We start from the raw sequence: 12,340 nt of genomic DNA, 5'->3' as shown, positions 1-12,340 counted from the left end.
CGCGACAACGTTCGCACAAAAAATGTACAGCGTGTCCTGTTTTGATTTATCTGCCGCTTATCGCTGTGTAGCGCTGATGTCGGTCGTTGGCCGACATGACCCGCGGCTAGCGACACAGCGTCGCGGGCAGGCCCGTCATCGCAACCCCGCCCGCCGAAATCCTTCCAGATAGTGATTGCGGTCGGCGTCATTGGCCCACGGCAGTTGCGTCGCGATCCAGTGCAGCGAGATTCCGGGCTGGGCGCGGCGGAGTTCGCTCAGCGCCATCTCTGCAAGCTTTGCGTCCCCGGTCATGCCGGCGGAGACCGCGAGCACGCGGTAGGCGCCGGTGAGGTCGCCGCGGTGCCGGATCGCCTCGCGCGCGAGCGCGATCGCCTCGTCATAGTGCCGGTCGGTAAAGCGCGCATAGCCTGCAATGCCGTGATAGATCGCCAGCGAGGGATCGCGCGGCGAGAGCCGGATTGCCGTCTGCGCCGCCTCGAACGATTCCTTCGAGCGTCCGGCATAAGACAGTGCCAGCGCGTAATAGCCCTGCGCCAGCGAGAAGTTCGGATTGAGCGCGAGCGCCTGCTCGAACTGGGACAGTGCGTCGGCCAGCCTACGTGTCGAGAACAGGACGCTCCCGAGCGCGGCATGCGCCCAGGCATCCTCATGGTCGCAGCGCACGGCAGCGAGCGCGGCGGCTTCCGCCACTGGCGCCACCGCGGCAAGCTCGGCCCAGCCGAGATGCACGCCGAACATATGATTTGCCGCCAACACCGACAGCGCCTGACCATAATTCGGATCGATTCCGATCGCGCGCTCCAGCAGCGTCCGGGCGGCCTCGTGATCCTGCCGCGTCACGCGCCAGTAGTGCGACAGTGCCCGCATCAGCAGATCCCAGGCGTCCAGGCTCGCAGGCGGCTTGCGGTGAGCGCGAAAATTTTCGGCCGCGTGGATCTGCGGCTCGATCGCCGCCACGATCGCGTTGGTGATCTCGTCCTGCACGGCAAAGACGTCGATCAGCTCGCGGTCGTAGCGCTCGGCCCAGAGATGGCTGCCCGACGTGGCATCGTTGAGCTGTGCGGTGATGCGCACCCGGTTGTCCGCCTTGCGCACGCTGCCCTCGACGATGTAGCGGACGCCGAGTTCCTCGGCGATCTGCCTGATGTGGACCGCGCGTCCCTTGTAGGTGAAAGACGAGTTGCGGGCGATCACCATGAACCAGCGCTGTTTCGACAGCGCGGTGAGGATGTCCTCGCTGATGCCGTCGCCGAAATAGTCCTGCGCGGGATCGCCGCTCATGTTCTCGAAGGCGAGCACCGCGACTGCCGGGCGGTCTGTGGCGGTGTGCGGCCGGGCAGAAACGGATATGGCGGGCGCAGGCGACGCCGCCACCTCTTCCTGGACCTCGCCGACGAAACGAAAGCCTTTGCGCGGAATGGTCTTGATCAGCCGCTGGGTCGCGCCGTCGTCGCCGATCGCCTTGCGCGCGGCGTTGATCCGGCTGTTCAGGGCGGAATCGGAGACGATGCGGTCGCTCCAGATCTGGCTGATCAGGTCATCCTTACTGACCACACGCGCGCGTTGAGCAACCAGATAGAGCAACAGATCGAACACCTGCGGCTGCAACGGCACGGCTATCCCGGCGCAGGTGAGTTCCCGCAGGTCGCCGTCGAGCACGTTGTTTTCAAAGCAAAATCGCACGTTTTGTGTCGTCTCAAGCAAAAATCAATGGCGTCTCAGGCGAAAATCAATTGTCGGCGAAAGTCTCAGGCCCGTCCGAAGCGCATGGTGGGGCGACCACATAGTGCCGATGTTTTGGCACAACGGAGCTTTCCATGTCTCAGATTGATCAGGTTCATTCGATCAGCCCGGCGGTTGCGGGCTCACGCATGTTCAAGTTCGTCGCCTTTCTGTACGGAATTGCGGCATATCTCGTGTTTTTCGTCACCATTCTCTACGCCATCGGCTTCGTCATGGGGCTGGTCGTGCCGAAGACCATCGACACCGGAACCGCCACGCCCCCGCTTGAGGCCGTCATCATCAATCTCCTCCTGATGACCCTGTTCGCCATCCAGCACAGCGTGATGGCGCGTCAGAGCTTCAAGGCCTGGTGGACGCAGTTCGTCCCGAAGCCGGTCGAGCGCAGCACCTATGTGCTGCTGGCGAGCCTGTCGTTGCTGCTCCTGTTCTGGCAGTGGCGGCCGCTGCCTTCAGTCGTTTGGGAGGTCCAGGATCCCGATTTTGCCGTGACGCTGGTCACGCTGTCCTTCGCAGGCTGGGTGCTGGTTTTCACCTCGACCTACATGATCAACCATTTCGAGCTGTTCGGCCTGCATCAGGTGACCAACCATCTCGTCGGCAAGGAAGCGGCGCCTGCGCGGTTCAAGACCCCGCTGCTCTATAAATTCGTTCGTCATCCGATCTATCTCGGCTTCATCATCGCGTTCTGGGCGGCGCCGGTCATGACCGCGGGCCATCTGCTGTTCGCCGCCGTGACCACGCTCTACATCTTCGTCGGCATCGCGCTGGAGGAGCGCGACCTCGTCGCTCTCTTCGGCGACGAGTACCGGCAGTACAAACAACGCGTGTCGATGCTTATTCCCTGGCGCAGATCGGTATAGTCTTCGCCTCGCGCCAGGCGTCCACCGAAAGGAGGACGCGTGGCTGGCCCGACCAGCAATATCGATCCCAATGGAGACGAGCAAAATGAAACATGTCGGAAACTGCTTCTGTGGCGCGGTCACGATCGAGGTCACGGGCGAGCCGGAGGCGATGGGCTATTGCCATTGCCGTTCTTGCAGGTCGTGGTCGGGCGGACCGGTGAATGCCTTCAGCCTGTGGAAGCCCGAGGCGGTGCGCATCACCGAAGGCGCCCAGAACGTCGAGACCTTCGCCAAGACGCCGCTCAGCCAACGCAAATATTGCAAGAAGTGCGGCGGTCATCTCATGACCAACCACCCGCCGCTCGGCCTGATCGACGTCTTCACCGCCACCATCCCCACGCTCGCATTTTCGCCAGGCGTCCACGTCAATTATGCGGAGACGGTGCTGCCGATGCGCGACGGCCTGCCCAAGCTGAAGGACTTTCCCGCCGAGTTTGGCGGCAGCGGCGAGATGATGCAGGAGTAGGACTTTTCTTGCCCTCCCCTGGAGGCCCCCAGGGGCCGGTAAGCTGTGGCGAGCTACCTCATCCCTGCGCGCCGCAGCCCTTCCAGGTAATGCGCGCGATCCTCGTCGCGTAGCATCGGCAGCTCGCGCGTGATCCAGGCAAGCGAAATGCCGGGCTGGGCGCGGCGCAGGCCGTCCAGGGCGGAGGCGGCAAGGGCCGCATTTCCCGATATACCGGCGGCGGCTGTCAGCACACGATGCGCGCCGACGAAATCGCTGCGTTGCCGCAGCGACTCGCGCGCCATCTGCACGGCTCCTTCGTAGTCGCGGCCGATGAACCGGGCGTAGGCCGCAACTCCACCATAGATCGCGGCGAGCGGATCGCGCGGGCTCAGCCGCAGCGCACGGCGCGCGGCGGCGTCGCCGTCCTGCCATCGCCCCGCGTAGCACAGCGTCACGCCGTAGAAGGCGTACGCCATCGCGAAATTCGGATTGAGCTTGAGAGCCAGATCGAACTCCGCCAGTGCGTCGTCGAAGCGGCGGCGGAACAGATAAGTATAGGCGAGGCCGTGATGCGCCCAGGCATCGTCGCGATCGGCCTCCACCGCGGCCAGCGCTGCGCGTTCGGCGATCGGCACGGTCGCAGCCATTTCCGCCCAGCCCATATGCGCACCGAAGATGTGGCTGGTCGCGAGCAGGCCCAGCGCCTTGCCATAGGCGGGATCGATCGCGATTGCCTTTTCCAGCAGCTCCTGCGCAGCGGCATTGTCCTCGCGCGTGATGCGCCAGTAATGCGACAATGCGCGCATCACCAGATCCCAGGCATCCAGGCTGCCCGGCGGTTTCTGCTGCGCGCGAAAGCTCTCGGCGGCGTAGAGCTGCGGTTCGATCGCCGCGACGATCGCCTCGGTGATCTCGTCCTGCACGGCGAAGACGTCGGCGAGCTCGCGGTCGTAGCGCTCCGCCCACAGATGGCTGCCGGTCGAGGCATCGTTGAGCTGCGCCGAGATACGCAGGCGCTCGCCGCTGCGCCGCACGCTGCCTTCGATCACGTAGCGCACACCGAGCTCGCGTGCGACCTCGTGGATGTGCACAGCGCGCCCCTTGTAGACAAAGGACGAGTTGCGCGCGACGACGAAGAACCAGCGCAGCTTCGACAGGGCGGTGATGATATCCTCGCTGATGCCGTCGGAAAAATAGTCCTGCTCGCGGTCGCCGCTCATGTTGGTGAAGGGCAGCACGGCGATTGCGGGCCGGTCGGGTAGCGCGAGCGTGGTCTGCGCCACCGGCGCCGCGGGACCGGGTTCCTGAACGGCCGCGCCGCGCTTTGCCTCGACGTCGCCAACGAAGCGAAAGCCCTTGCGCGCGATGGTGCGGATCAGCGCCTGGTTCGCGCCATTGTCACCGATCGCCTTGCGTGCCGCGTTGATCCGGCTGGTCAGCGTCGATTCGGAGACGCTGCGGCCGTGCCAGATCTTGTCGATCAGCTCACCCTTGCTGACCACCCGGTCGCGGTTCTCCATGAGATGCACGACCAGATCGAAAACCTGAGGTTCCACGGCAACGGGAACCTGCTCGCGGCTCAGCTCGCGCCGGTCGGTATCGAGGAGATGGTCCCGGAACAGAAATTGCACGTCGAAAACTCAGTCCTTCCCACGACATCGGGCAATACTAAAACCAAATGGATTTCGACTTGAAAATCTGTAAGTCCGCCGAAGGGGCTGTCAGGTTCACCACGATCGCGTGATGCCAGTTATGCTGTCTTCGGATGGGGAATACGACCTCGATAGAATGTGGAGGCTTGGCGCAGAATGCCGCTGGGTTAATCCGCAAGTGTAGCTGCGTCCGCAGTGTCGGACACTTCCCCAGCGTCGTCCTGGCGAATGCCCGGCGAATGCCCGTGGGCATCCGCCAGGACGACCCGGTCGTATGGCAGGCATTGTCGAATAGCATGGCCCGCGTAAGCTGCCTTCACAGAGAACACTCCAACCACGAAGAAATGCCCATGCCCGCTTTTCCCACTGGGACCACCGTGCTCGACTCCATGCTGTTCCGCGACGCCTTCGGCACGCCTGAGATGCGGGAAGTGTTCTCCGATCTCGCGCTGGTGGCGCGCTATGCCGAGGTCGAGGTGGCGTTGGCGAAGGCAGAGGCCAGATGCGGCGTGATACCGCAGGACGCCGCTGATCAGATCTCGGCCGGGACCAATGTTTCCGCGCTCGATTTCGATCTGTTGCGGCAGGAGACCGACATCGTGGGCTATCCGATCCTGCCGCTGGTGCATCAGATGGTGAAGCAGTGCGGCGAGTCTGGCCGCTACGTGCATTGGGGCGCGACCACGCAGGACATCATGGACACCGCGGTGGTCCTGCAACTGCGTGCCGGGCTCGAGATCGTCGAAAGGGACATTGCCGAACTGCGCCGGATTCTTGCAGACCTGTCCAAGCGTTATCGCGATACGCCGATGGCGGGCCGCACCCATCTGCAGCAGGCGCTGCCGGTGACGTTTGGCTACAAGACCGCGATCTGGCTCGCGATGTTCGACCGTCATGCCGAGCGTCTGGCGCAGTTGAAGCCGCGCGTCCTGGTCGGCCAGTTTGCCGGCGCTGCCGGCACGCTGGCTTCGCTCGGCGACAAGGGATTCGAGGTGCAGGAGGCGCTCTGCGCCGAGCTGAAGCTCGGCGTTCCCGCCTCGACCTGGCACGTCGCGCGCGACGGCTTTGCCGAGGCCGTGAACTTCCTGGCGCTCGTCACCGGCTCGCTCGGCAAGATCGCGCTCGACATCATGATCATGGCTTCGACCGAGTTTGCCGAGGTCTACGAACCCTTCGTCAAGGGGCGCGGCGCCTCCTCCACCATGCCGCAGAAGCGCAACCCGATCTCCTCCGAACTGATGCTTGCGGCGTCCAAGGCGGTGCGCCAGCATGCAGGCCTGATGCTGGATGCGATGGTGCAGGATTTCGAGCGCGCCACCGGCCCCTGGCACGCCGAATGGATGGCAATCCCAGAAAGCTTCGTGCTGACCGCCGGCGCGCTGCACCAGGCGAAGTTTGCGCTCGCAGGCCTCATCGTGGATGAGGCGAAGATGAACGACAATCTCGCCATCAGCCGCGGCCTGATCGTGGCCGAAGCGGTCATGATGGGGCTCGCGCCGCAAATCGGGCGGCAGGAGGCGCATGACATGGTCTATGACGCCTGCCGGCTCGCCAGTGAGAAAAGTCTGTCGCTGGCGGATGCGCTTTCATCCGACTCCCGCGTCTTGAACTGCATCGACCGTGCCACAATCGAGGCACTCACCTCGCCAAGAAATTACCTCGGCCTTGCGCCGGCCATGGTCGACCGGGTGTTGAAATCGGCAACGCGTTGAAAACCAACATGCGTGAAACTGCGTATCTTATCGCTGTCGCAAGGTGCTCGCGCACTTGCGCCTTGCGATCCTAGGCTTAGATTGAACGAGAGACGGCAGAGGGCCCCGTATGACTGATCACCGCAATTCCGCTTCTCCCATCGATCCCGCGAAACTCGACCGGCTGGCCGAGGTGGCGGTGAAGGTGGGGCTGGGTTTGCGGCCGGGGCAGGATCTTCTTCTGACGGCGCCTGCGATCGCGCTGCCGCTGGTGCGGCGGATCGCCGTGCACGCCTACAAGGCCGGCGCCGGGATCGTAACGCCGATCCTGTCGGATGAGGAGATGACGCTGGCGCGCTACCGCTTCGGTCACGACGATAGTTTCGATCGTGCTGCCGGCTGGCTGTATGAGGGCATGGCCAAGGCATTCTCGGACAACACCGCACGGCTCGCCATCGTCGGCGACAATCCGATGCTGCTGTCGGGCGAGGATCCCTCCAAGGTGGCGCGCGCCAGCAAGGCCAATTCCATGGCCTATCAACCGGCGCTGGAAAAAATCGTCAATTTCGACACCAACTGGAACATCATTGCTTACCCGAGCCCGTCCTGGGCCAGGCAGGTGTTTCCTGACGATCCTGAGGACGTCGCAATCGGCAAGCTCGCGGATGCAATCTTTGCGGCGTCCCGCGTCGACCGTGAAGACGCGATTAGCAACTGGGCGAGCCACAATGCGGTGCTGCGCGAGCGCACCAGCTGGCTCAATGGCCAGCGTTTCCGCGCGCTGCAATATTCGGGGCCGGGCACCGACCTCACCATCGGACTTGCCGATGGCCATGAATGGGAGGGCGGCGCCTCGCTCTCCAAGAACGGCATCAGCTGCAACGCCAACATCCCGACCGAAGAGGTCTTCACCACGCCGCATTGCCGCCGCGTCTACGGCCACGTCGTGAGCTCGAAGCCGCTGTCCTACCAGGGCACCCTGATCGACAACATCTCGGTGCGCTTCGAGGACGGCAAGATCGTCGACGCAAAGGCCTCGCGCGGCGCGGAGGTGCTGAATAAGGTGCTCGACACCGACGAGGGCGCGCGCCGCCTCGGCGAGGTGGCGCTGGTGCCGCATTCCTCGCCGATCTCGCAGAGCGGACTGTTGTTCTACAACACGCTGTTCGACGAGAACGCGGCGTCCCACATCGCGCTCGGCCAGTGCTACTCGAAATGCTTCGTCAACGGCGCGCAGCTCACGCCGCAGCAGATCGCCGCGCAGGGCGGCAACCAGAGCCTGATCCATATCGACTGGATGATCGGCTCGGCCGAGACCGACATCGACGGCATTCTCGCCGACGGCAGCAAGGTGCCGGTGTTCCGCAAGGGCGAGTGGGCGAAGTAACCTGCTTTACCTCTCTTGTAGGAGAGGTGAGCACGGTGGTTCGCTGTCAGAACCTCGAGCGCGAGGAGCCTCCATGACTCCCTCGATGGTCACGTTCGCGCATTTTGTCGCACCCCCGGAAAAGATGGGTTCACATAGGCCAATTGGCAGGAAATCACGGCGTTAACGCGCTTTGCGGCTTCAACTACGGTCGATTGTCGAGGCCTGCGTAAGGAAGAATTAAAAGCCGATCACTAGCGTTGCGAGGATCATTGAAACAATCCGGGCTCCGACCCGGTCAAACTTATTTCATTCCCTGAGGAAACAGATGTCGCGCGCCATGATTGAGATCGGCAGTTGCAATGTGGATCTGGAGCTGCGGCCGATCGAGCCGTCCTGGATCATCGAGGGTAACCCGGTGTCGCGCTCGCGCGTCCTGTCCACCAGCGCCGACGGCACGGCCCAAACCATCATCTGGGCCTGCACTGAAGGGCGCTTCAACTGGTACTACGATATCGACGAGACGATCATGATCATGGAAGGATCGATCGTGCTCGAAAGCGACGGTATGCCGCCGAAGCGCTACGGTCCCGGCGACGTCATTTTCTTCCGCGACGGCGCGCATGCCAAATGGCATGTCGAAGGGCACGTCAAGAAGATCGCCTTCTGCCGCAAGACCAATCCGGTGATGATCGGCCTTCTGATCCGTGTGGTCAACAAGCTCAAGAAGATGTTCACCTCCAGCGGCGAGCGCCGTCCAGCTTCGTTGATGGGCGCCGGCTAGAGCCCGAACAATACGTTTTCAAGGACGCTTCCCAGCGGCTACGACGGAAGAGGGGTCGGGATCAACATCCCGGCCCCTCTTCTCGTCACGACGGCAGTTCGAGCCGATAGAAATCGATCGCGGTCTGCGAGAACAGCGCCGTCTTTTCGGCCTCGCTCAGGGCCGCTGCGATGCGCTTGAAGGCGTTGAAGATCACGTGATAGCTGCACTGGCCCTTGTCCGGCGGGAAATTGCTCTCGAACATCGCGCGCCTCGGGCCAAATGCCTCGATGCAGGTTTCGACATAAGGCCGCCAGGCTGTGGCAAGCTCCTCGGATGATGGCGGCCTCTCGCGCAGATGGAAGTCATAGCCGAGCAGGCACATCGCGAGCCCGCCGAGCTTAACCACCACGTTCTCGCATTTCGCGATCTCGCGGATCGAGGCGCGCCATTGCGAAAACACCTCCTCGCGCCGTCCCGCAAAGCGGCCGACGCCGGCGGGGCCGCCACAATGGTCGAGCACGATTCTGGTGTCGGGGAAGGCGCGCGCAAGCTCGGTCAACTCCCCGATCTGCGGATGAAACAGCCAGGCATCGAAGCTGAGGTTCAGCGGCGCGAGGCAGGCAAATCCCTTGCGGAAGGTCGAATCCTGCAAAAGGCCCTTCGGCCGGTTCGCATACATGCCGGCGACGACGGGGTCTTCGTCCCAGGCCGAGGAATGCCTGATGCCGCGGAAGCGGCCGTTGCCCGCCGCGATCTCCGCTTCCAGCACCGGCTTGGCCGCGTCGCCCAGCAGCAGATTGGCGTGGCTGACGATGCCCGCACAGATCGCCGCCCTGCCGTAACCACCGCTCGCGCTCATCGCGGCGACGCCATCGGCGAACTCGACCTCGCCGACGGGCCGGAACGCCTCTGGCCCATGCGCACGATACATCGAGCGGCAATCGACGTAGACGGTTGCGACGACGTTGTGGCCGGAGGCGATGTCGGCCGCCATCTCCTCGATCAGATAGCGGTGCCCGCGATTCCAGAGATGGTGGTGAGGATCGACGATCGGCCGGGGCGCATCGATGATCTCCTCCTGGTGCTGCGCAAGCCAGTCCTCGCGCGGCTCGACAAACAGTCCGCTCGTATTGGCGGGCAACCCACTTGCGGCCATCGGCGTTCGCTCCCTCTGTTTTTGTGCTGAGAGCCTAACACCTCATTTCGTCACGCGGCAGCGCGCGTCATGCAACCGCACCCGTCATCGCGAGCACAGCGGCACCCTCGTCAGCCCTCGCGCCGCTTTGCTTTCACATCGACCATCAGCCGCCAGTCCGCTACGGCGGCCGGCCTGACCTCCCCGAGCCAGTGGAAGGAATCGTCGGTGATCTCCGTAAAGCTCCAGCGCGTCAGCTCACCGGCTTCGGTCGTGCCTTCCTGTACGATATCGTCGCCGCGCGGACGGCCGATCTGCTGGCGGAACACGCTGCGGCCTGGATCGAACCAGGAAATCCGCCACGCGGCAATGGTTGGGTCATAGACACGTAGCGTCGTGCCGTACCAATTGCCGGCGATCGGAAAGGCCGGGCTGCCGGCGGGACGAGGAATCATCCAGACGTCCTGCACGGCGCGCCCCTCCAGTACCCAGCCGAAATGGATTTCGCCTGACGCTGTGTGTTTGGTTCCATCGAGCCCGTGGGCGGTGATTTCGGCGTCCCAGTCGCCGACAAAACGACCGTAAAGCTGCAGCGCCGCCGCGTGCTCTGGGTTCGGTCCGTCCGCATGCAACAGTCTCGCAAAATCTGTCATGTCGATCTCCTCTTGCGACGAGATCAGCACGAACGTGCCTTAGTGACTTGGAGAAAATTGCCGTCCGCGGTCGTCAGGTCTGGCGTGGCGACAGATGCCTCACGCCGCGATCGGTCGCGTCGTTCGTTCGCCGGCTCGCTGAACGTTCCGCCAGCCAGATGACGATGATGGAGACAATGACGAGGCCCGCGCCAAGCAGCATCAGACGTGAAAATGGCTCGCCCAGTATGACAGTACCGAGCAGCACTGCGATCACCGGGTTGACGAAAGTGTAGGTCGATACGAACGAGGTCGAGACGTTTTCCAGTAGCCAATTGTAGGCGACGAATCCGATCACGCTGCCTGAGATGATCAGCCAAAGCGCCGCCGCAAGCGAAGTCAGCGAGACGTCGCTCGGCCTGAAGCTTCCGATCTCGCCGGTCAGCCAACTGATTGCGAACAACACGGCACCGCCGATCGTAAGCTGCATGCCCGACAGCAGGATGGCCGACGCCTGGTGCGACATGCTCCGGGACAGGACGGTCCCGACCGACCATGACAAGGCCGCAGCCAGGAGAAGGACGACGGGAAGAATGCTGATGCCGGCCTGCTCGACGTTCTGCCGCGCCACGAGGCCAACGCCGAAGAAGCCGGGCACGAGCGCCAGCAGGGCGAGGGGCTTTGGTCGCTGATCGTCGGGGAACAAGACATCGATCAGCAAGATCCAGAACGGGATGGTAGCGAGCACGATCGCTGCCGCGCCCGAAGGAATCGATTGCTGGGCATAAGCGAGCACGCCGTGGCAGCCGACGAAGAAGAGCAGTCCGCAAAGGCTCGCCCGCGCCCACGCCTGCGAGGATATGCTTGCGACCTGCCCACCGCTCATCGCCAATAGCGCAATGCCGCCGCAGAACGAGCGGAGCGCCATCAGCAAAAATGGCGGGATCGATTTTAGGCCCAATGTGATGGCAAAGTAGGTGGAACCCCACAGCAAATATATCGCGGTGAATGAGCCGAGGATAAGAAACCGTCTGCTCATGATTGCTCCGAGCAAGGATGATCTTGAAGCAAACCAAGTCAGAGGACGTTCATGTGTTCCGGCTTCGCGCGTCAGACCCCGTCGAGGATGATCACCGTCGGCTTCGACGGCAGCGCATCCCGCGAGATCCGGAACGACCGCTCGATGCGCTGATCGATCTCGAACTGCTGGCTGATCCGGCGCATGAAATCGTCGAGCGGGGTGGCGAAGCGGTGCATCGGCAGCACCACCGAGGCGCGCAGCCGTTTGGTGATCTCGGAGATGCCGTCCAGTGACATGGTGTAGGTGCCGTCGATCGGCACCATCACGATGTCGAGCCGCCCGATCTGGGCGAAATGGCTGTCGTCGAGCTTGTGATGAAGATGACCGAGATGACCGATGCAGAGGCCGGCGACCTCGAAGATGAAGATCGAGTTGCCGTCGCGGATCATGTCGGCGCCAGAATCGTCGCCGAAATAGCGGCGGATGTCGGTGGTGACGTTGCGGATGAAGGTATCGCCGATGCGCTCCGATATAATCGCCGGCTTGCCATCCACGCCCCAGCCGTGCAGCACATGAGGAATGCGCTTGTCCGGGAATAGGGTGTAGTGCGTGCTGTGCGCACGGTTCATGGTGACGACGTCGGGCAGCGGTCCCACCTGATAGGCGCCGCTATAGTCGGTGGCGATGCGCAGGCCCCCGGGCGTATCGATGAAATAGGTGGAGTGGCCGGCATAGGTGATCTCGACCTCGGCTGAGCCGGCGGCCTGCCGGAACGCGACCGGCAGCGCGCGCGGCGCCGCGTTCGCCATCGCCAGACACTCGCTGAGTTGAGGTGGCTGTTGGGCGAGGGTAGGTGCGAGGGATACGCCGAACAGCACCAAAGCCGCCCAAACCAGTCGCCACATGCATCCGTCCCCGATGACTTCACGAGAAAGTCTAGCGTGCAATGCGGCGCGTGGCCAATGGGCTGCGATCAACAGC

Annotated in this window: 11 protein-coding genes; 5 read left to right on the top strand and 6 right to left on the bottom strand. The window is 63.2% G+C overall.

Features of this window, described 5'->3' with window-relative positions; genetic code table 11:
• Positions 1-135: 135 nt before the first annotated feature.
• Positions 136-1,686, bottom strand: a complete 1,551-nt coding sequence (locus IVA87_RS23985; protein WP_247335280.1) for a winged helix-turn-helix domain-containing tetratricopeptide repeat protein — start codon at positions 1,684-1,686, stop codon at positions 136-138.
• Positions 1,687-1,820: 134 nt separating this feature from the next.
• On the opposite strand from IVA87_RS23985, the gene mddA reads away from it, so the two are divergent.
• Positions 1,821-2,606, top strand: a complete 786-nt coding sequence (gene mddA, locus IVA87_RS23980) for a methanethiol S-methyltransferase (RefSeq protein ID WP_247308020.1) — start codon at positions 1,821-1,823, stop codon at positions 2,604-2,606.
• Positions 2,607-2,691: 85 nt separating this feature from the next.
• The gene (locus tag IVA87_RS23975) at positions 2,692-3,114 is read left to right on the top strand and encodes a GFA family protein (protein ID WP_247308022.1); all 423 of its coding nucleotides are present in this window, start codon (positions 2,692-2,694) and stop codon (positions 3,112-3,114) included.
• A gap of 53 nt (positions 3,115-3,167) precedes the next feature.
• Here the strand turns inward: IVA87_RS23975 and IVA87_RS23970 are convergent, their stop codons facing one another.
• A complete protein-coding gene (locus tag IVA87_RS23970; protein WP_247308025.1) occupies positions 3,168-4,727 on the bottom strand; it encodes a winged helix-turn-helix domain-containing protein in 1,560 nt (519 codons plus the stop codon).
• Positions 4,728-5,098: 371 nt separating this feature from the next.
• On the opposite strand from IVA87_RS23970, the gene pcaB reads away from it, so the two are divergent.
• The 3 genes from pcaB to IVA87_RS23955 all read left to right on the top strand — a co-directional run bounded on the left by pcaB (position 5,099) and on the right by IVA87_RS23955 (position 8,589).
• Positions 5,099-6,460 (top strand): 3-carboxy-cis,cis-muconate cycloisomerase, encoded by a 1,362-nt coding sequence (gene pcaB, locus IVA87_RS23965; protein ID WP_247308028.1) that lies wholly within the window; start codon positions 5,099-5,101, stop codon positions 6,458-6,460.
• A 109-nt stretch (positions 6,461-6,569) separates the two neighbouring features.
• Positions 6,570-7,826 carry an aminopeptidase gene (locus IVA87_RS23960; protein WP_247308030.1) on the top strand — a complete coding sequence of 419 codons (1,257 nt, stop codon included), beginning with the start codon at positions 6,570-6,572 and terminating at the stop codon, positions 7,824-7,826.
• Between the two features lie 307 nt (positions 7,827-8,133).
• Entirely contained in the window at positions 8,134-8,589 is a 456-nt protein-coding gene (locus tag IVA87_RS23955; RefSeq protein WP_247308033.1) for a cupin domain-containing protein, read from the top strand.
• Between the two features lie 85 nt (positions 8,590-8,674).
• On the opposite strand, the gene IVA87_RS23950 is transcribed toward IVA87_RS23955, so the two are convergent.
• The 4 genes from IVA87_RS23950 to IVA87_RS23935 all read right to left on the bottom strand — a co-directional run bounded on the left by IVA87_RS23950 (position 8,675) and on the right by IVA87_RS23935 (position 12,264).
• The gene (locus IVA87_RS23950) at positions 8,675-9,727 is read right to left on the bottom strand and encodes an amidohydrolase family protein (protein WP_247335277.1); all 1,053 of its coding nucleotides are present in this window, start codon (positions 9,725-9,727) and stop codon (positions 8,675-8,677) included.
• A 110-nt stretch (positions 9,728-9,837) separates the two neighbouring features.
• Positions 9,838-10,359 carry a hypothetical protein gene (locus tag IVA87_RS23945; protein ID WP_247308039.1) on the bottom strand — a complete coding sequence of 174 codons (522 nt, stop codon included), beginning with the start codon at positions 10,357-10,359 and terminating at the stop codon, positions 9,838-9,840.
• A gap of 73 nt (positions 10,360-10,432) precedes the next feature.
• Positions 10,433-11,377, bottom strand: a complete 945-nt coding sequence (locus IVA87_RS23940) for an EamA family transporter (protein WP_247335273.1) — start codon at positions 11,375-11,377, stop codon at positions 10,433-10,435.
• Between the two features lie 71 nt (positions 11,378-11,448).
• Positions 11,449-12,264, bottom strand: coding sequence for an MBL fold metallo-hydrolase (locus tag IVA87_RS23935; RefSeq protein WP_247335269.1), 816 nt, complete (start codon positions 12,262-12,264; stop codon positions 11,449-11,451).
• Positions 12,265-12,340: the final 76 nt, after the last annotated feature.

The organism is Bradyrhizobium sp. 147 (genome assembly GCF_023073935.1).
In the GTDB taxonomy this organism is placed as follows: domain Bacteria; phylum Pseudomonadota; class Alphaproteobacteria; order Rhizobiales; family Xanthobacteraceae; genus Bradyrhizobium.
This window is presented reverse-complemented; position numbering and strand designations above follow the sequence as displayed.